General features: G+C 35.6%; 13 protein-coding genes. 3 read left to right on the top strand and 10 right to left on the bottom strand.

Annotated elements, in window-relative coordinates:
- Positions 1–102: 102 nt before the first annotated feature.
- Together I600_RS04540 and I600_RS04535 are read left to right on the top strand one after the other, a co-directional pair.
- Positions 103–819 (top strand): carboxylesterase family protein, encoded by a 717-nt coding sequence (locus I600_RS04540; RefSeq protein WP_058103302.1) that lies wholly within the window; start codon positions 103–105, stop codon positions 817–819.
- Positions 820–834: 15 nt separating this feature from the next.
- On the top strand, positions 835–2,037 hold the full coding sequence (locus I600_RS04535; protein WP_058103301.1) for a cytochrome c3 family protein: 1,203 nt from the start codon (positions 835–837) through the stop codon (positions 2,035–2,037).
- A 92-nt stretch (positions 2,038–2,129) separates the two neighbouring features.
- On the opposite strand, the gene I600_RS04530 is transcribed toward I600_RS04535, so the two are convergent.
- From I600_RS04530 to I600_RS04495, 8 genes are all read right to left on the bottom strand, one after another.
- Positions 2,130–3,887 carry a RagB/SusD family nutrient uptake outer membrane protein gene (locus I600_RS04530; protein ID WP_245188842.1) on the bottom strand — a complete coding sequence of 586 codons (1,758 nt, stop codon included), beginning with the start codon at positions 3,885–3,887 and terminating at the stop codon, positions 2,130–2,132.
- 52 nt (positions 3,888–3,939) lie between these two features.
- Positions 3,940–7,230, bottom strand: coding sequence for a SusC/RagA family TonB-linked outer membrane protein (locus tag I600_RS04525; RefSeq protein WP_082642888.1), 3,291 nt, complete (start codon positions 7,228–7,230; stop codon positions 3,940–3,942).
- Between the two features lie 379 nt (positions 7,231–7,609).
- Positions 7,610–10,942, bottom strand: a complete 3,333-nt coding sequence (locus I600_RS04520; RefSeq protein WP_058103299.1) for a VCBS repeat-containing protein — start codon at positions 10,940–10,942, stop codon at positions 7,610–7,612.
- 295 nt (positions 10,943–11,237) lie between these two features.
- Positions 11,238–12,932: a RagB/SusD family nutrient uptake outer membrane protein gene (locus tag I600_RS04515; protein ID WP_058103298.1), complete on the bottom strand. Its 1,695-nt coding sequence runs from the start codon at positions 12,930–12,932 to the stop codon at positions 11,238–11,240.
- 4 nt (positions 12,933–12,936) lie between these two features.
- Positions 12,937–16,107, bottom strand: a complete 3,171-nt coding sequence (locus I600_RS04510; RefSeq protein WP_245188841.1) for a SusC/RagA family TonB-linked outer membrane protein — start codon at positions 16,105–16,107, stop codon at positions 12,937–12,939.
- A gap of 393 nt (positions 16,108–16,500) precedes the next feature.
- Complete coding sequence (locus I600_RS04505; RefSeq protein WP_058103297.1) at positions 16,501–17,679, bottom strand: THUMP-like domain-containing protein; 1,179 nt, start codon at positions 17,677–17,679, stop codon at positions 16,501–16,503.
- Positions 17,680–17,685: 6 nt separating this feature from the next.
- A complete protein-coding gene (locus I600_RS04500) occupies positions 17,686–18,783 on the bottom strand; it encodes an AI-2E family transporter (protein WP_058103296.1) in 1,098 nt (365 codons plus the stop codon).
- 3 nt (positions 18,784–18,786) lie between these two features.
- Positions 18,787–19,437 (bottom strand): DUF4159 domain-containing protein, encoded by a 651-nt coding sequence (locus I600_RS04495; RefSeq protein WP_058103295.1) that lies wholly within the window; start codon positions 19,435–19,437, stop codon positions 18,787–18,789.
- Between the two features lie 34 nt (positions 19,438–19,471).
- On the opposite strand from I600_RS04495, the gene I600_RS04490 reads away from it, so the two are divergent.
- Entirely contained in the window at positions 19,472–20,263 is a 792-nt protein-coding gene (locus tag I600_RS04490) for a DUF1223 domain-containing protein (RefSeq protein ID WP_058103294.1), read from the top strand.
- On the opposite strand, the gene I600_RS04485 is transcribed toward I600_RS04490, so the two are convergent.
- Positions 20,264–20,971, bottom strand: a complete 708-nt coding sequence (locus tag I600_RS04485) for a 16S rRNA (uracil(1498)-N(3))-methyltransferase (RefSeq protein ID WP_058103293.1) — start codon at positions 20,969–20,971, stop codon at positions 20,264–20,266. It lies immediately after the preceding gene.
- A gap of 17 nt (positions 20,972–20,988) precedes the next feature.
- Complete coding sequence (tsaD, locus tag I600_RS04480) at positions 20,989–22,017, bottom strand: tRNA (adenosine(37)-N6)-threonylcarbamoyltransferase complex transferase subunit TsaD (RefSeq protein ID WP_058103292.1); 1,029 nt, start codon at positions 22,015–22,017, stop codon at positions 20,989–20,991.
- Between the last annotated feature and the right edge of the window lie 26 nt (positions 22,018–22,043).

Raw genomic sequence — 22,043 nt, 5'->3', positions numbered from 1 at the left:
AACTTAGATTTGTTAAATAGCATTTGAAATCCAAATTGATCTAATGATACTTTAACTTTAATACAACTTGTTTTTAGGTACATTTGAGCGTAAATTGTTTTTATGATGAGGATTGTTCCGTATATAGTTCTATTGATTATTTTTCAAAGTTGTGCATCTCAAGAAAAGCCTAGTTTAATAGACGCTGAGATGGAGACCAATGTAAAAGAGAAATTATCTTATTATTTGTACTATCCTGAGGATTATGAGGACGAACCTGATAAAGAGTTTCCGATCTTATTGTTTTTGCATGGCGGAGGTGAATCTGGTGATAGCTTGGTCACGGTGAAGAGAAATGGTCCTCCAAAATTGATAGTTCAAGGAAAAAAGTTCCCATTTTTGATTTTGGCGCCACAGAACCCCAACGCCAAGAAATGGTGGAATACAAGGGCTGTTAAACAGTTGTTAGATTCTATTGTGGATAATAATAGAATAGACAAAAAACGGATTTATATAACCGGATTAAGTAGGGGTGGTGGCGCTGCATGGGAAATGGCGGTACAATATCCCAATACATTTGCTGCAATGGCAGTAGTTTGTGGTATGGCACCATTGCCCTATGCTTCATGGATCAATAGGGAAATGCCCATATGGGTATTTCATGGTGAGAAAGATAAATCCATTCCATTCTCAGAGTCTGAAAATATGGTTGCTAAATTAAAGGAAATGGGATATGAGGTAATTTTTACAAGATATCCTAACGTAGGCCATAGTGCATGGATAAAAGCTTATGAGACCGATGCACTTTATGATTGGTTTATGAACCAGGAATTAAAGTAGATTTTAAAAACTACAATGAAAAGCAAGCATACAAAATACATTTTATGGTCAATTGTTCTTGTATTGCTCTTTTATATCTTATGGTATCTAAAACACACTGTTGCAATCTCGGATTATTTAGAGCCGGAAATTGTAGCTACACATTATAATGGCAAAAACTTTGTAGCCCAGGATACCTGCATGGAATGTCATGAAGATATTTTTAAGAGCCATGTAAAAACAGCTCATTACAACACGTCAGCGATTGCCAATGAAGAACACATTAAAGGTAAACTTGCCGAAGGCTCCAATGAGCTGAACCTAAAAGGAGTGCGTTTAAAATTAATAAAAGAAAACGATGGGATTTATCAATTGACCAAACCAAAGTTTGGCGATACTGCCTTGGTGAAATCTAAGCTGGATATTACTATTGGTTCTGGAGTAAAAGGGCAAAGTTATCTGAGCTGGGAAGATGATAAGCTATATCAATTACAACTATCCTATTTTGAGCCTGCCAATACTTGGGTCAATAGTCCCAATTTTCCCGAGTACTCTTTCAATAGACCTGTAGATGATAATTGTTTAAAATGTCATGTGACCTTTGCCGAAAACAAAAATGAATCTGGTAACGGAAATATTTATAACCGAAATAAATTGTTGCTAGGTATTGATTGCCAAAGGTGTCATGGACCATTAGAAGAACACGTAGTTTACCATAGGACCAACCCTAATGCGAAAGTAGGTGTGCATGTAGATAATTATGGTAAGTACACCCAACAACAGCGCTTAGATGCCTGTGCCGTATGTCACTCTGGGTTACAAGCACAACAGGTAAAAGGTAATCCGTTCTCCTTTATTGCTGGCGATACATTATCGGCCTACTCCAAAAATTATCAGAATAACAATAGAAATCTCAAATTAGATGTTCATGGAAATCAAATGGGGCTTCTCAGTGAAAGCAAGTGTTTTGTGAATTCTTTAAAAATGGATTGCATTACTTGTCATAGTCCACATGAAAATGAACGAGGTGAACAAGATGTTTTCAATGCAAAGTGTTTGTCTTGCCATACTATTACAGCTGTTAATAGTAGCGTTGAGGTAAATAAACATACTGAAACGCTAAATTGTATTTCCTGCCATATGCCTTTGGTACCCTCTGAAATAATGAAATTAAAATTAGACGATGGTCTCAACGAAATACCGGTCTATATTAGAACGCATTTAATAGGTGTATATTAATCGTTTAACCAAGTAGTTTTAAGTTAATAAAGAGTGGCCAAAAAAATAATTTGACCACTCTTTATGCAACTAACAATTAACAATAATTTTAATTAGTAAGCTGGATCTTGAGTCAATGTTGGTTGACCATCAACTGCAGATCTATCAATTGCTTGACTTGGTATAGGGAAATATTCATTTTTTCCTTCCGTAAAAGACTTTCCTACTAAATATGTTCTATGTTGAGACTCACTGGCTATGTAGTTGTTTAAAGTTTCAGCGGCAATGCCCCAACGAACCAAATCCCAGTAGCGGTGACCTTCCATGGCAAATTCCAATCTTGTTTCAAAACGTACGGCATCCCTTGCGGCAGCTTTGTCCGTCCATGGTGCATCATACGTTGCAATATCATAATTTGCTGCAGCTTCGCCCTCTACAATGCTGAAATCATTTCTGTCCGTACCTTGTGTGGCCAAGGGTACAAATCCTTCAGGATTAGCGGCTCTTGTTCTTATTTCGTTTACAAGTTCACGAGCTCTCTCTAAACTTCCTACTTCAACTTCTGCTTCTGCCAACCATAATAGAATCATGCCATAGCGCATATATCGGTAATTGTTTGCTGATAGATTTCCCCATCCGCCAACACCAAAACCTTCTGGCTCTGCAACATGCTTCTTAGAGAAGAAAGGACCTGCATATGACAAATCTCTAACAAAATCGGTTTGATAGATTTTGAAACCTTTGTAAAGTATTCCAGGTCTTCCTAAAGTATGATCTATTCTAGGGTCTAAAGTAGCCGTTTCAGCACTAGTACCGTCTTCATTGGTATCTATACTGATGTCCTCAGCATCAAAATTATCGATCAAAGGTAAACCGGCTTCGGTTCTATAGGCATTTACCAAGTTCTGTGATACCTGATAAAATCCGCAACAGCCCCAAGGGTCTGTATATGGGTGGGCAAGACCCATACCTCTACTAGAGGCTTGATCTGCTGCACTACTTACGGCATATTGAATTTCAAATATAGACTCTGGGTTATTTCTTGTGGCTACCAAAAAATTATCTTCAAATTTAGTGGCAAGGCTAAATACACCTGAGTTCACAATTTCATCTAGTAAAGTTTTGGCCTCACCAAGTTTTGCGGTATTAGGCGTTCCATTCTCGTCCCAACCCTGGTACATTTTTGATTTGGCCAAGAAAGCTTTAGCTGCCCAACTAGTAGGTCTACCTACTTGACCTTGTGTTGTGGGTAAACTTGCCGCTGCAGCTTCAAAATCAGCTTCAATAAACGGCCATATTTCACGATCATTAGGCACTTTGGTGCTTTCAACATCATCTAAAATGTAATCTTCTTCGCCAATGTAAGGTGGCATTCTCCACATTTTGCGTGCTTCCATATGAAAAATACCTCTTAAAAATCGCGCTTCTGCAATCACTTGGGTTCTCTTTTCATCAGAAAGATCTTCTAAACTATTGGCGGCGTTAATGGCATTGTTTGCTCTAGCTACACCTTTGAACAATGATCTCCATCTATTTGTAATATGACCATTGAAAGATTGATAGTCATAGGCTTCAATAAAAGACTGCTCTGGTTGGTCACCCGCATCGGTACCCTTTAATGCATCATCGGAAGCTATGTTAAATGCCCAGTTTTCTACCGTAACGTTCCAATCTGCAGTGCCATCTAAACCTGCACCGTCAATCATGGCATAGGCACCCAATAGTATGCCATCTAAACCATCTTCCGTTTCAAGACTATTTGTACCAAATTGCCCCTCTGGAGTTCGTGTTAAAAATTCATCGCTACAACCAACCGTAAAGATGGCCATACAGATAAATACCATTAATATTATATTTTTTCTTTTCATCATTAAAATTTTATATGTTTCATTAAATGATAGCTTTTTTAAGCAATTAGATTTTTTAGTTAAGGGTTAATCTTAGACCTAATGTATAGGTACGCGATACCGGCATGTAACCGCCATCAAAGCCTAATGTAGCGTCATCTCTATTACCTGCTTGTATCTCGGGGTTTAAACCTGTGTACTTTGTCCATGTAGCTAAGTTTTGACCCTGTACATATATCTGTCCTCTTGAAATACCTATTTTTTCCATTAAATCTGAAGGGAATGAATAGGTCAACTGAACATTTTTAAGTCTAAAATAACTACCATCTTCAATGAAATAAGATGAAGGTCTACTACTAATTTGATCGTTAGCATCCATTATCGGTACAGTGGCATTTGGATTAGCCGCTACCCATTCGCTAACGGGAGCAGAAGGGTTGGCAGGTTGCCATGCATCATAAAGCGCTCTTTTTGATCTGTTTCCTTGAAAGGTGTTAAAATCTGCAAAATACCTTACGTAGTTGTAAATGTCATTTCCTTCAGAACCATTACCGAATATGTTCAAGGCCAGGTTTTTGTAACTAACATCTATATTGACACCATAGGTGAAATCTGGGTGCGGACTTCCAATGATCGTTCTATCATCATCATCTATCTGCCCATCATTATTCACATCTGTTACCTTCAATTTACCAGGTGCATTGTAGCTGCCATATGTAGGCCAAGCATCTGCCTCTGCCTGAGATTGGAAAATTCCTTCGGTTTTAAAGCCATAGAAAGATGATATTGGTTCGCCAACTTCTGTAATGGTTAAAGAAGGAACTCTTGAAGCATCACCGAACAAAACGGTACCGTCATCTGTTTCACTTAATTTGTTAACCTCGTTTTTGTAAGCAGAAAGGTTGAAGCTAACACCGTAACCCCAGTCGCCTTTTTTATCGTCCCAAGATATTTGCAAGTCTACACCTTTATTGGTCATTTCACCAACATTGAAGAATGGTGCTTGTGCATCACCTGCGGTATACGTGATTTGTCTTCTAAACAACATATCTGTCGTTATCCTGTCCCATAAATCAAGACCTATATTAAATCGTCTATCGAACATTGAAAGGTCAACACCAATGTTGTTTGATGTAGTAGTTTCCCATTTTGCATTTGGGTTACCATAACTTTGAACGTCGAAACCTAAAGTTGGTGCACCCGTTGCTCCATCAATTGGATATCCTGCGTTGAAAATATTGGAGCGGTAAGTAGTATAAGAATTGTAATCTCCAATTTCTTGGTTACCCGTTTTACCCCAACCATATCTAAGTTTAAGTTCATCTACCTTTTCTAGATTTTGCATAAAGGCCTCGTCTGATACTCTCCAACCTAAACTAAAAGCAGGGAATATTGCACTCCTAGAAGCAGATTGAAACCTAGATGAAGCATCATTTCTTAATATAAACTGAGCTAAATATTTTCCATCGTAGTTATAATTCAGCTTTCCAAATTCAGAAAATAGCGTATAATCTCTAAATGCATACCCGTAGTTACTCGCCGTGGTAGCATCACCTAAATCTAAATAGCGTTGAATGTCAAGCGTTTCAAAAGCATAGCCATTTCTACTGGCCCCAAATTCTTCACCATAAGCCTCAATACCCTCAACCCCTACATAAGCATCAAAATTATGGACTTCATTCCAAGTTTTAGCATAGGTCAATACCGTATTCCATTGCCATTGATATTCATACCTGTTAGTTGAAGTTGAGCCGCTGATGAAGTTTCCTTCAACATACTCTGGGTTTTGTCTTCTTAAATATCTACCTCTTTCACCTGTAGCATCTACACCAAAACTAGTTTTCACCTGCAAGTCGTCCGTAATGTCATAAGAGGCAAAAACGTTACCGAATACACGTAAACGATATGTTCTGTTGTCTTGCTCTCTGTATAAAGTTGCATATGGGTTAAAGTTGTTACCTAGGTTAGCACCTCTACTACCTGCAAAGTTACCGGCAATATCATAGATCGGTAAAAGTGGATGATGTTTATAAGAACCCGAAACTGCATTTTGTTCCTCATCATTTCCAAAACCACCTTTTCTATTATCAAAGTTTACAGAAAGGTTTTCACCAACGGTTAACTTTTTATTTAATGCTTTAAATTCTGTATTTGCACGAATGGATGTTCTATTGTAGCCTACAAATTTAGTTATCGCATCTTGAGCAAAGTAACCAAGTGTAAAGGCGTATCTTGCATTTTCAGTTGCGCCAGATGCTGATATTTGATGGTTTAAAATTGGTGCGGTTCTAGTTACTTCATTCCACCAATTGGTATCGGCGGCGCGTACAATAGCATAAATATTACCTTCTTCCAATGAATACAAATCGGGGTCTGTACCGGGATCACCTTCCATGGCACCACTTGGGAAAACATAGTCGGGTATTCCTATTTCTCCATTTGGGCCAAAAGAATATTGACCATGACTAGGATCCTTGCCAGCATATAAATCGGCTAAATAAAGGTATTCACCTAACTCTGCAGCATTTAAGGCTTCTACTTCTCCTAATCCTGACTGTAAACCGTAATAGGTATCATAGGTGATGACCGGTTTACCCATTTTACCTTTTTTTGTGGTAATAATTATTACACCATTTGCAGCTCTTGAACCGTAAATTGATGCTGCGGATGCATCTTTAAGAACCTGTAAAGATTCTATGTCATTTGGGTTAAGGTTTGCTTGTGATCTTGAAGGTACCCCATCTATAACGTATAGAGGGTCATTGTTACCAATGGTACCAAAACCTCTAATTCTTACCGTAGCCTCACCACCAGGAGTTGCATCATTTACAATACCAATACCGGCAGCCCTACCTTGTAGTTGTTGTGCAAAAGTAGTAGCAGGCACGGCATTTAGTTCTTCAACATCTACTGTTGAAACTGAACCCGTAACATCTCTTTTAGACTGAGAACCATATCCTGTTACAACAACCTCATCCAAAGCAGCGGCATCTTCCGTTAAGGTTACTGAAATAGGAGAGGAGCTAGCAGCTATTTCAACAGTTTTAAAACCTACGTAACTCACTACTAAGGTCGCAGATGCAGCTACGTTTATGGTAAAATTACCATCAAAGTCGGTTTGGGTTCCATTTGTGGTACCTTTTTCAATGATACTGGCACCAGGTAACGGAGTGCCTAGGTCATCTAATACCGTACCGGTCACAGTTGTTTGAACCTTGAGGGGTTCATTGTACTTAATTTCGTTTAGCTTTTCATTAGCGCTAAGGCCATTTAAGCATAAAGACGCTAAAATCAATAAAAATCCGCTTCTTAAGACTGACTGTCTTTTCTTGGATTTTAATGATTTAAAATCTAGTTTTTGATTCATAATTAGTTGTTGTTTGATTAATTGTTGATTTATTAACTAATCTTAAGTTTAGTTAAGATTAACGTAATATTATTATAATATTAGTTAATAATTTATCAAAAAACCAATTTTACCTATTAAAATTTATGAATAGTTTATTTATAGTTTCAGTGGTGTTGTTTGTCGATTATTAGATGTCGTTCAGGTATGATTTTGTAGGGTAATAAATACAAGTTAGGTGAGGTGTCAAGCAAAAAAGGGTGAAATAATCTGTAACATCACAGATTATTTCACCCCTTTTTTATTTTAATTTAAATAGCTAACAAAAGTTGGATATTCTCTTGAGATGTTTAAATATCCTCTATTTAATTAGGCTTGCTCAAATTTATGATTCATGCGATTAGTTTTTTTGAAAAATTCTTATAGAATCTCTGTTTTGTGTAACAATAAAATAGGGTAGAGCGTTCTTACTATTTTTAACGGTAGTGATACTTTTTGCATCTCCAGGTACAAAAAAGCCGCTTTTGCTAGTTGATACCGATTTAAAATTACCATTGCCATCATTTTGCAATAGCAGACCGTTCAAGGCATCATTACGACCTGCAAAAACTTCATTACCAAAATTATTGCCAATTAATAAGATGTCATTATAACCGTCTTCATTAAAATCTACCGCTATTGAACCGTTAACAGGGGCTACTTGTGCATCAATAGGTAAAGGCATATGTGAAAATTTACCCTCACCTTCATTTAGCAGCACTATGCTTTTGTCGTAATTAGCTGTTAATTTAGTTGAATTTTGTAATTCTTCATTAGAAAACAAGCTTGTGATTGTTGCCCTTGAATAGGCTTTAAAAGAATTGTACTTGGCTCTAAAAATAGGACTTTGGCCATTTAAATCTCCCCAAAAGTTTACAGGAAATGATTTGTAGGTAGGGTTTTCAAAGCTTTCTTTAAAGTAAGCGAACATGACTGGGTCTAAAGTACCATTGTTATCAAAATCTTTGGCAATCAGATTAACAGGTTTTTCAGGTGTAGAATTGTAAAAGTTGTTCATACCTAAATTACCTATTATAAAATCTATATCACCATCATTGTCAACATCTGTTTTTGTTATACTCTCCCACCAGCCAAATAAACTGTCTACCCCGGTATTTTCCAATTTCGAAAAACGTGTAAGGCTATTTTTATAAATGGTAATAGGCATAAATTCACCCACAATAATTAAATCTTCATTTCCATCCAAATCAACGTCTGCCCATACAGCATCGTTTACCATTCCTATATGACGAAGGTCTGGAGCTATATTGTCCGTAACATCTTTTAAAATACCTTTTTCGTTCTTTAAAATAAAACTTTTGTCAGGATTGGGGAATTTAGAAAAAGGAGTTTTGCCACCAACAAAAAGATCAACATATCCGTCATGGTCGTAATCGGTAATGGCTACTGTAGAACCACTTGTTTTAACCAATGGCATTTTATCCGTAGTAAGCATGAAATTTCCGTTACCATCGTTTGTTAGTAACCTATGATTGTAATAATTGCTGTCCAATTCAAACTCGTTACTGCCAGAAACGAGATACATGTCTAGATCGCCATCATTATCTAAATCAAACAAAGCAATACTTTCTTCTTCATATTTTTTATTTTCCTCATCGGTGAACAACGGTTTTTGTGTAAAATGACCTTGCGCATTTTGGAAAAATAATTGTGGCGACATACCGGCGGAACTGGCAACTATAAAATCTTGATGACCATCACCGTTTAAATCTCCGGCAGTGGTAAATGGACCATTTTGTGTTAGTTTATGCGGTAATGTACGTTGTATGTTATAATCGATGATATCCTTTTCTTCATGTAAAAATGTAACCCCAACATCTTTTGAAACTTCTTTAAAAATTGGTTTTTCCTTTTTGGGGACGAATGGAAAAACAAGGCTGTTATTTTTTACTGTCTTTGCATTTTTGTCCTCTAATATTATACGTTGGTTACTTTCAATGTCGGTCAATTTTTGATATCTATTATCTGGCCATAAAACTTCGATAGACTTAACTTTAGTTGCATCACCAAGACCAAAATGAAATATATCTTCAACGGTAGACATGTAGCCCCTATAGGTGTGATATTCTTTATACTGAAAGGTGCCATCATTTAGCCGAACAACAATTTTAGCACCATCCTTTAAGGTTTTGGAGGAGGTGTTATTTAAAGCTATGCTCAAATAATTATGTTTTTCATCACTTGTATCTGTAGTATTTTTAAATATGGATGCTTCATCATTAATATTGTTTACGATATAGTCTAAATCTCCGTCATTGTCAAGATCGGCAAATGCAGCACCGTTAGAAAATGATGGTATGCCAATGCCCCAATCATTACTTACATCAGTAAAACCATTGTTATGATTATTTTTATAGGCATAATTTGGAATCTTAATTTTAGGAATTGAATCTAAAATTTGTGCAGGACTAAGATATCTACTAACATTAAATTTAAAATCGCCAAAATCCAAATCGGTTATATCTCTAGGAAAGCCATTTGTAATCATTAAGTCTTGGTAGCCATCATTGTCCATATCCGCAAAAAGTGGTGACCAACTCCAATCTGTTTTTGACACGCCAGCCAATAAACCTATTTCGCTGTAAGGTATGTTGTTGCCATTGCCTTTTTGAAGCATGTTTCTAGTATGTTGATATTCATAACCAAATCGTTCGTTCAAAATATATTCAGTGTATTTATGCCCAGATAAGGTAGTTTTTAACCTTCTATTGGTTTCGCCAAGCATATCCAAGGTTACAATATCTAAATAACCATCATTGTTAAAGTCAGATATATCATTACCCATAGAAAATTTGCTTTGGTGCTTTATACGAGATGCAATTTGATTGGTAAATGTTCCGTCTTGATTATTGATATAAAGAAGGTCATTGGTTAAATAGTCATTACTTACATAAATATCTGGCCAGCCATCATAGTTAAGGTCAGATATGGAGAGCCCTAAACCAAAACCTTCAATAGTTATACCTGCTTCAACGGTAGCATCTGTAAAAGTGCCGTCGCCGTTGTTTTTGTATAATTTATCATTGCTTAATGCAGTTCCATCGGTAATTTTCTTTCTGTAGTTGGTAGGTAAAATATGAATATCTACATTATTTAGTACATATAGGTCAAGTAAGCCGTCTTTATTGTAGTCAAAAAAGGTAGCGCCCATACTGTTGCCGGATTCTTCTATACCATATTCTTTTGCTAAATTTTTAAAAATTGGAACGCCATTTTCATTTAGACCTTGATGAACAAATAGTATGTTATTTTTGGCCTCGTCACTATTCAACATTGCAGAACATACATACATGTCTAAATAACCGTCATTATTGATGTCAGCAAGTGCAACTCCAGTATTCCATTGATCAATAGCTTCTATGCCAGATTCTTTTGAAACATCCTTGAACTTAAAATTACCAAGATTTAGATATAATTTATTATTTACTTGATTACCGCTAAAAAAAATATCTGGTAGCTCATCATTGTTAAAATCACCTACGGCAACACCACCACCATTAAAAATGTATTCGCTAGTTAGAATATTAAAGCTATCCGTTTCTATTATTTTATTGTTGAAGGTAATTCCAGATTCATTACCCGGAACCATTTGAAATAATGTTGATTTTTGTTTAGTACATGAAAAGATACTAATGGCGATTAGTATTATTGAAGAGTAAGAAATAATACGCATATCAGTTAGTTTTTGTTGTGTTGTTTGTTGTAAGTTATTGTTTAAGTATTGTTCTTATCAGATAATTGAGTTTTGACAAGTGTTAGGGAGTACTATTTGAATGAATAGTCTATTTGTTGATCTACTATGCAAAATAGTGTTTTACAATGAATTTATGAAAGTTAAATAGATAGCATTATAGGCTTAAATTATTTAAAATTTAATCAGGGTAATTCTAAATAAGGATAGTTTTTTAGGATATAAAAAAAGCAGGACATCAATTAGATGTCCTGCTTATTATAAAGAATTTATGGTCTTAAAAACCTGGGTTTTGTTCTAAAATACCTCCACTTAAATCAATTGCACTTAAAGGTATAGGCAATAAATCATGTTTAGCTTCGAATGCGTTAGCTTTTGTGCCAAAATTTTCAATAGTACGGCTTTCATTAGCAATGTACTCATTGATTACTTCAACTCCGTTGCCCCATCTTCTTAGGTCAAACAAACGGTGACCTTCCATTCCAAGTTCTAAACGGCGCTCATGACGAACTGCTTTTCTTGCAAATGCTTGATCAGAAAAACTTGTGTAAGGTTCAATTACATAATTGGCTGCATCTGCATCACCAGCTTCATTTTGCACATAAGACATGCTTTTTGCTCTGTTTCTAACCATGTTTACCCAAGTTAATGCTGATGCTAAGTCGTTTAATTCAACTGCAGCTTCTGCACCCATTAAAAGAACATCTGCAAAACGTATAATGTTATAGTTTATACCAGAGTGTTGCTGACCCCATGCACCTGTACCTTGGTTGTCGGTATCACCAGATTGATAAACGTTTTTGGCTGGTAAATATGGACCTGATATATCAGCAAATGTTGCACGGATCCAAGAATGTCCTGGGAATGTACCATAACCATTATAATCAATACCTCTTCTACCTACAGTATAATCTAATCTAGGATCTAAAGGTCCGGTATGAGGCGTAAAGGCATCTTCATCTTCAATACCGTAATCATTGGCTACATCATTACCTGCAGCATTAAAGGTATCTAATAATGGTAATCCGTCCTCATCAGTTTGGAAAGCATTTACCAAATCTTGAGAAGGTTGGTAAAAGCCACAACATGAACCAAATGGACCTGGATTAGGGAAGTTTAGTACTCCACCAATATTACCGTTAAAAGATTGCCCGGTATCTGCAGTGAACTGAATAGCGAAAACAGATTCTGAACTATTCTCACCTGAGCTAATGAAATTGTCCAAGAATTCAGCATTTAAACTGTATGGACCATTGTTGATTACATCTTCTAATAAATCAAATGCAGCTGCCCAATCTGATTGCTGTAAGTGTACTTTTCCTAAATAAGTCTGGGCTGCCCAAGATGTAGGTCTACCGGATTGCTCTTGTGTAGCAGGTAGATTATCCATTGCGAACTGAAAATCAGCTTCAATCTGATCCCAAATAGGACCTGGATTTGGTTGGTTAAACTCTGTATTTGCATAATTTTCTTCAGAAATGTAAGGAACATTTCCGTAGATTCTTTGCAACTCAAAATTAAAATGACCTCTTAAAAAACGGGCCTCGGCAAGTTTACCTGTTAAATCTGCATCTTCAATTGAAGAAATAAGAGATATAACGGCATTTGCTCTGTTTACACCTGCAAAAATTGACGACCATTTACCTAAAACGTATGGGTTACCTGTGGTCCAGTTGTAAACTTCCATTTCAAAAAGATCAGCTTGGTCACCATCTGTACTTCCTTTGTGGGCATCATCTGCGATAACATCAAACCACCAGTTGTCACCACTAGCGGCAAAACCGTTACCTGATAAATTGTTTCTAATTCCATCTAAGGTTGAATACGCGCCAATTAAAAGTAGTTCTACACCGTCTTCATTTTGAACGGCAGCATCACTTAGCGCACCTATAGCGGGTTGCTCTGTAAATTCATCGCTACATGCACTTATAGCGGCGAATAATGTGAATAAATAAATTAATTTCTTTTTCATTTTTTTACAATTTTAAATTAAATCCAAGTGTAAGAATTCTAGATTGTGGTACAACCTGGTTGTCTACACCCAATGTTAAGTTATTACCGGTAACAGATGATATAATTTCTGGGTCAAAGCCATCATATCCTGTAATAGTAAACAAGTTTGTTCCTTGAATGTATACTCTCAACATATCAAGACCAATTTTACTTGTCACTTTTTCAGGGAAAGCATACCCTAATTGTATATTCTTTAAACGCAAGTAAGAGCCATCCTCTACAAAGTAAGAATTAGGTTGCGTTTCGCTGTTTTGTATTGAATTACTTAATGCTGGTAAAGTAGCATTAGTATTTGATGGTGTCCAAGAATCTAATACTCTGACACTTCTATTTCCATCAACAAAAGTTGGGAAATCTGTAAATATCTTAACGTAGTTGTATACATCGTTTCCTTGAGAACCTTGTAAGAATAATGATAGGTCAAAAGCTTTATAACCTAGGTTAAAGTTAAAGCCATATGTAAAGTCTGGATGCGGAGATCCAATAAATGTTCTATCACTATCGTCTATAGTATTATTACCATCTATATCTCTATATTCAAATCTACCTTCATCTGTGAAACCTATTACTTCTCTACCAAAGAAAGACGAAATTGGTTGACCTACTTGAGTTCTAGATACTGCTCCACCACGGAAGCTATCATCACCTGTTTGAAATTCACTGATCCAATCTGTTACTTCATTCTTGTAGTGAGAGAAATTTACATCAAACCCATATTTCCAACCAGATGTAGTTTCATCTTTGTATCTAAGATTAATGTCAAAACCTGTGTTTTCTACATTACCTGAGTTTACATATGGTGCTCCAGCATCAATTGCTGTAGTACTGATCAAGCTGTTATCTTGAGTAATCAAATCTTTTGTGGTAATCTTAAACCATTCAAAATCAACATTGAACTTGTCATTGAAAAAGCCTAATTCTACACCTGCATTAATAGCTTCACTAGTTTCCCAGCGTAAATTTGGGTTACCAACAGAAGATAATATTGCTCCAGTAGCAATTGCATTACCGTCAATAGCATAGTTACCTAAACTCTCATTAAGTGAAGAAATATTGATAGTAGGGTTACTTGCTGGTAAAGATTGATTACCTAATTGACCCCATGAACCTTTTAATTTGAACCAGCTCAAAGCTGAATCAGAAGAAATAAAATCTTCTTTGCTAACTACCCAACCTGCACTAATAGAAGGGAATGTATCACTCTTGTTATCCCCTGAAAAACGAGAGGAGGTATCATTACGTAAGGTACCCGTTATAAAATATTTGTCAGCATAAGAATACGTTGCAGAACCAAATAAAGAATAAAGAGACGTAGCCGAATCAAAAGCATTGTCGATGTTTGGTGTTCCGCTACCATTATTCAACAAATAAAAATCTGGAGTTTCAAATAAGAAACCTGTACGGCTAACTTGTTTTCCTTTAATTCCATCTTCTACAGACTCTATACCTACTAAGGCATCTATTTTGCTGTTTTCAAAGGTTTTCTTGTAATTTAAGGTGTTAGTAAAAGTCCAAGAATAGCCATCTTGATTTATTTCTGTTAGTGTGTTAGTTCCTAACGGCTCACTATGTTCTGGATCTAAAGCTTGGAAACTACGGGTGTTGAATGAATTGATTGTTCCACCAATAGTAGTTTTAAAAGTAAGGCCATCCATTAACTCAGCTGATAAGTATACATCTCCAAGAAGTCTTAAGGTCTTATTAAAGTTGTCACTTTGTCTACTTAATTGAGCTAATGGGCTTCTTGAGTTACCTGTACCTTGAGCACCGGTACCAGCAAAGTTTCCATTGTCATCATATAAAGGAATTAATGGGCTGCTTCTTACCGCTTCTTCATATCTTGCTCCAGCTCCACCTTGGTTACCATTGGAATATGCAGCACTGAAATGCTCTCCAATTCTTACTTTGTCTCCAAGTTTAAATTCAGAATTTAAACGTATTTGACCAATTTTGTAAAATGTATCTACAAGGTTACTTGGGTTGTTTAAATAATTTGCTGAAAGAGAGTATTTACTATTTTCCTCACCATTTGCAACAGAAAAGGCAACACTTTGTATTACCGAAGTTCTTGTAATGGCATCTAACCAATCAGTACCGTTAGGGTTAACTGTAGCCGAAGCGTCACCTCTTACAATAGGGTCATAAGAAACAACTCTGGTATAACCATTTAAGGTAGAAGGAACAATTGCTGAAGAACCATTTCCGTATTGTGGGTGGTCAAAAGCTGTACCATCGTTAGCTGCACTTTGAAATAGAACATCTCCTAATTGTTGTGCGTTCAAGAAATCTGGTGTATTCGCTATTGAAGAGAAACCAGTATAAGTATCAATAGATACTATTGGTTTTTCCATATTATAACCACCACCTTTGGTTGTAATAATCACTACCCCGTTAGATGCTCTTGCACCGTAAATTGCCGCTGCACCATCTTTTAAAACGTTCATCTGGGCAATATCGTTAGGGTTTATACTATTTAGTACAAATGGATCATCTGTCTGTAGCCCATCTATAATAAATAATGGGTTGGTGTTATTACTAGTACCAAATCCACGAATATTGATTTTTGGTGGACTTCCTGGTGTAGCATTCTGTACCACTGTAACACCACTAACACGTCCTTGTAATGCTGAAGCAGCATTTACAACTGGTGCCTTGGTTGCTTCAGAAACATCTACAGAAGCTACAGACCCCGTAAGGTCACCTCTTGTTTGTTGAGAATATCCTAAAACAATAACTTCGTCAAGTGCAGCTGCATCCTCGGCTAGGGTAGCGTTTATATTTGACTGGCCGTTTACGGCAACTTCGGTGCTTTTAAATCCTATATAGCTAAATACCAACGTAGCACCGGCAGATACATTTAAGCTATAATTACCATCAAAATCTGTTTGTGTACCGTTAGTAGTACCTTTCTCCACGACGTTTGCACCAGGTAGAGGTTGACCTGTGTCATCTAGAACGGTTCCGGTAACAGTAGTTTGAACTGCTCCTACTTCAACTTTGTTTGAAGTACTTGTGTTTTCATTTGCCTGCACTAATTGTGTGCCTAGGCAAACAAGCATTGATAATACCCCAGATTTAATAAAGGAAGACCTTTTACTGGAGCTCATCAACGTGTAATCACGTTTTTGACTCATAATTGTTGTTTGTTAGTTTAAATTAATTGTGTAGAAATTGACTTTTTAAAATTTATAGTTGCGGAATTAAATGTTAAAAAAATCAAAATCCGGTATAATAATAGCAATTTTCCTTTAATAATCGATGATTCGATAACGTTAATTTGCAAGTGTCAAAATTTTAAATTTCGTTGTTTTGATTATGAAAATCGTTTTAGAAGACCGTAAATATTAAGATATCAATAATTTGTGAGTCGAAAAGAACATCTTTTTGGTGTTAAAATTTTAACAACTTATTGTAATTATGTATCTAAAAATAAGGTCAAAAGTTAATATACAACGTTGTAGTTTGCGATGTTTCTTCTTTAATTTGATGTGGTTTTTGAACGTTATTATGCCGAAATTCAGAAAATATTAGTAACGTAAACAAGAAATTAACACTAGTTTTCCGTCTAAATCAGTTGTAGCAAAAACATAGTTTTCACCACCGTCTTTTAGACCTAGTTTTCTTTTAATTTCAGACACTGAATCAGGAAAATTTCTCGTGGTAATATTGGCTTTTTTGATACCGGATTTTTTAAACGATTTTTTAGAATATTCATAGATATTTTGAATTTTGAATATTCTACCAGGAAACTTGATTAACTCTGTTGAAGTGAAGAGATGTGAGTTTGGATGTAATTTATTTAATTTAAAAAATGCTCCAATAAATTGAAAAGACCCTGATTTTAAGATAGCTGCGTTTGGTTCGTAAAGGTAATTTTGTGGTTTGGAAAAGTTGGAGATAGCATTTTCTTCCTCACTAGGTTTAAAACTGAACTCTTGTTTTATGCTATTTTTAAAATTGATTGTTTTTATAATAGGTTCTTGATTGTAACCTTTTTCCATTAACCATAACACCTCTTTTACATCGTTATTTATCGCAACAATATGTATTTCTTTTACATTGCTCAATTCTGTTAATCCAATTTTTAAATCCAATAGCGGACCAGTTTTAACCAGTACGTTATTGGCTTTTGTAAATAAAAAAGATGCTTGATTGACTATATTTGGCTCACAATCAGCTAAATAGTATACTTTTTTATTGTTTTTGTCTCTTCTGGAAGGATCTATATATAACCAGTTAAAAGTGGTTGTTGTGGCCTTTAAAAAATCTAATCCCTCAGACGCGATACAGTTGATGTTAGTAGCGCCCATTTGCTCAAAATTATGTTGCGCAATGTTAGACAAGGAACTATTTTTTTCAACATGGGTTACTTGTTCAAATTTTTGTGAAAATGCGTAAGCGTCTACCCCAAAGCCACCTGTAATGTCAACAATACTCTTGCCATTGATTAATGAAGCCTTGTATTGTGCCGTAACTTCAGATGAAGTTTGTGATAAGTTCAGTTTATTTGGGTAGTATATATTTTTCGTTGAAAACCAAGAAGGTAATTTTGCTTTGGCTTTTGTTTTAGATTCAATTTGCTCTACCAATTCTTTGGAGGAAACTTCTAGGAACTTCGGTTTTGATAAAAGTATTTTATGCACATCTGTGCCTAGTTTATCCGTAATATATTGCTGTACCTCGTCTGTAACTATTTCTGAATTCACCTCTACCTAAAGATTATGCGTCAATGATTTAACAATTTGGTTGTCGGATAAAAATTCTTTTAATATAACTTTTATTGCTGTGTAACCCGGTACGGCTACAATCATACCTACAACACCAAATAGTAGCCCCGCAATAATAATGACCAGGAAAATTTCTAACGGATGAGATTTTACACTATTTGAGAATATGAATGGTTGTGAGAAGAAATTATCTACCAATTGGCCAAAGAGTAACCCTAAGAATACATAACCTGTTTTTGGGAGTATGACTTCACTAAAATTCGATCCTAAATTACTGGTCATGGTAAGGGTTAACATTATTACACCCCCAATTATTGGACCTATGTATGGTATTATATTGAACAACGCACATAGAAAAGCAATTACTACAGCATTCTCAATACCAACAATTAAAAGTACTATGGTGTAAATGACGAAAAGAATAAAAATTTGAAGTAACAATCCCACAAAATATCTTGATAACAAGCCATTTATTTTTCCGATGGAATTCGTTGTGCCTTTCTTTTTATCAATTGGAACGAAAATCAACAATCCATTTTCAAATAATTTGCTGTCTTTTAAAAAGAAAAAAGAAATAAAAAGCACTGAAAATAAGCCAATGCTTGCAGAGCTTAATACATTTAAAAATGAATTAAGAAAATTAGGTATGAACCCAATATCCAAACCTTGTAAAATATTCTTTTCTAAACCGGCGTCATCTATAACGTCTTCTACGATATGCGATGATAGGCCAAGGTGATTGGTGATTTGATGGTATAAGGTGTTTAAACTGGTTTGTAATTCATCAATATCCAATAAGGACAAGTTTTTTCCTTGTTCAGAAAGTAATGGTATAAATAAGGCTATGATACCGGCTAGAACACCTACCATTAAAAGCATGGTCAGTATTACTGCTAAAATATTGGGTAACTTAATTTTTCTAAAAAAACGTACTAGAGGGCTGCCTATAAGCGCTACTACAGCGGCAATGGCCAAGTAGGCCAAAACAGATTGTATAGTATAAAGAAAGTATAGCAAAATGGCGATACCTACCAATACGCCAATAGCTCTTAATATGCCCTGTGAGATTGTTTTTGATGTCATAGCTTAGTTTTTAAAAGCGTAGGTAATTATATTGGCTCCCATTTCAAGTGCTTTTTGTCTTACTTCTGGAGCATCGTTGTGAACTGTTGGGTCTTCCCAGCCATCACCTAAATCAGACTCTGAGGTAAATAATAATAGAATCCTATTATCCTGTAAAATTGCAAAAGCTTGTGGACGTTGCCCGTCATGCTCATGTATTTTAGGTAGTCCCTTTGCAAAAGAATATGAATTATTGAAAATGGGGTGATCAGCTCCCAATTCTTCTAAATTTTTGTTGGGGAATAGTTTTTTTATCTCCCTTGTGATGTATGGTTTCATGCCGTAATTATCATCAATATGTAAAAAACCACCTGACATTAAATAGCTTTTTAAGTTTTCAATTTCCTCATCTGAAAAAACCACATTACCATGCCCTGTCATATGTAAATACGGGTATTGAAAAATTGTGCTGCTACCTACTTCTACAGTTTCGGGTTTGTTTTGTATTGTTGTTCCAATATTGTCATTACAGAATTTTATAAGATTTGGTAATGCTGTAGGGTTGGCATACCAATCACCGCCACCTTGATATTTTAGAATTGCAATCTCCTGTGCTCTTAAGTTAAGGCATGTAAACGCCATTATAAGAAAAAGATATATAGTAAGGTTTTTCATTTTATTTCGAATAATAAAGTATAATCACATTATTATGATTGATAAAAAAAATTATGTTTTCTTATTTTCTATAGTAGGCCTTCTGTTAACCACCATTATTTGGTCTCAATCCAGTAAAGATAATAAAGTTGATGATGCTTTGTTTTCTGAACATTCGGAAAAATTATCTAAGGGTAGTGTGGTGCTTGAACTTTTTACTTCGCAAGGGTGTTCTAGTTGTCCACCGGCAGATGCGCTTCTAGAAACCATAAGGGATTCATATTCAGATAATGTTTTTGTTTTGAGCTATCATGTGGACTATTGGAATTATATAGGTTGGAAAGATCCTTTCAGTAATCAGAAATTTACCGTGAAACAAAGTGCTTACAATACAAAATTCAGGTATCGCAGTAATTATACACCAGAATTGGTCGTTAACGGCAAAGAGCATATAGTGGGGTCAAATAGGGCGGATGTTATTAGGGCTGTTGAGAAATATAGCAATTTACAGTCTCAAAATGTTATTGGTATATCTAATATTACAAGAGATGGTGATAAAGCAACTTTTAAATATAACGTTAATGGCAAAATTGAAGATAAAACTATAAGGGCGGTCTTGGTGCTTAATGAAAGAACCACAGAGGTTAAAAGGGGAGAAAATCGTCATAGAACTTTAAAGAATGCCAATATAGTAGTAGCCGAAAAATATTTAAATGATGTTAAATCAAAAGGCTTTGGTTCTATTGAAATTCCAAACATTGTAGGTAAAAATGAAGCTATAACTTTGATGTTATTGGTAGAGAACGAAAAGGTGGATATTACTGGTGCTGCAAAGGTTGCTATTTAACTAGCCATTGTTGATAGATGCTACAATGGTACAAGCAACAATAGCCGCAGTCTCAGTTCTTAACCTTGTTTTACCCATAGCTACCGGGGCATACCCTTTTTCCAATGCACTTTTAATTTCGTGATTTGAAAAATCACCTTCAGGGCCAATAAGTATAGTAATGTCTTTGTCAGCGGCAACACGCCTTTTTAGTTCATGTCTTTCGGTTTCTTCACAATGTGCAATAAACTGTAGCCCTGTTATTGGTTTTTCTAAAAACTCAACTAAGGAAATTGGTTCGTTAAGTTTAGGTAGATAGGTTTGTAGTGATTGTTTCATTGCTGATTCCAATACCCTTTTCATTCGTTCTAATTTTAGAATCTTACGTTCTGATCGATCACAAATAATAGGAGTGATTTCATCAACGCCAATTTCTGTGGCTTTTTCTAAAAACCATTCAAAACGATCGTTCATTTTTGTGGGTGCAACGGCCATATGTAACCAATGAGATTTGGCATGTGTTTTTTTAGATGAGTTGATCTCTACCTCACATTTTTTAATGGCATCATCAATTATTGTAGCTTCAAATAAGTATCCGGCTCCATTCGTTATCCATAATTTGTCCCCATTCTTTTTTCTGAGTACTCTGATGATGTGTTTGCTTTCATTACTGTCAAAAGTAAAGGTGTTGGCAGTAGGGTCTAGTTCAGGATTAAAGAAAAGTTGCATGTGGTTTTTGTTTTAATCTATGAAATAACATATCTGGCCTTTGCCGTAACGTATTGATCCGAAAATTTTTCATTTTTATATTTCAGATAACCTACTATACCGATCATTGCGGCATTATCTGTACAAAATTCAAATTTTGGGATGTACGTATTCCATCCATATTTGGTTTGTGCTTCGGTTAAAATATTGCGTATTCCAGAATTTGCAGATACCCCTCCACCAATAGCTATTTCCTTTATACCGGTCTGTTTCACTGCTTTTTTTAATTTTTTCATTAAAATAGTAATGATGGTATATTGAATAGACGCACAAATGTCTTCAAGGTTGTTTTTAATAAAATCTGGGTCTGCCTTGGTCTGCTTTTGTATAAAGTAAAGAATATTTGTTTTTAATCCACTAAAACTAAAATCCAAGTCTTTTACATTTGGTATGGGGAAATCAAATTTATGTGGGTCGCCAGTAGCTGCATATTTATCTATTAACGGACCGCCGGGATAGGGTAGCCCTAATATTTTTGCACTTTTGTCAAAAGCCTCTCCTACGGCGTCATCAAGTGTTTGTCCAATGATTTTCATGTTAAAAAAATCATTTACCTGAACAATTTGTGTATGGCCACCACTTATGGTCAATGCTAAAAAGGGAAATGAAGGTGCTTTCATGGATTCCTCTTTTATAAAATGGGCCAATATGTGGGCTTTCATGTGGTTAACTTCAATCAAAGGAATCTGTAAACCAAGTGATAACGATTTGGCAAATGAAGTACCTACCAATAATGAACCCATTAAGCCAGGTCCGCGTGTAAATGCTATGGCTGATAATTGTTTTTTATCGATATTTGCTTTGGCTAATGCTTGGTGAACAACTGGCACTATATTTTGTTGATGGGCTCTTGAAGCAAGTTCAGGTACAACCCCTCCATATTCTTTGTGAATTGCTTGGGTGGCAACAACATTACTGAGCACTTTATCGTTCATTAAAACTGCCGCAGAAGTGTCGTCACAAGAAGATTCAATAGCAAGTATATAAATTGTTTTGTGCTCCAGCATATTTGGAATAAATTTTGAATAACAAA

The organism is Maribacter dokdonensis DSW-8 (genome assembly GCF_001447995.1).
Classification (GTDB): Bacteria; Bacteroidota; Bacteroidia; order Flavobacteriales; family Flavobacteriaceae; genus Maribacter; species Maribacter dokdonensis.
Note: the sequence above shows the minus strand (reverse complement) of the source record. Positions and strands in the feature narration are given on the sequence as shown.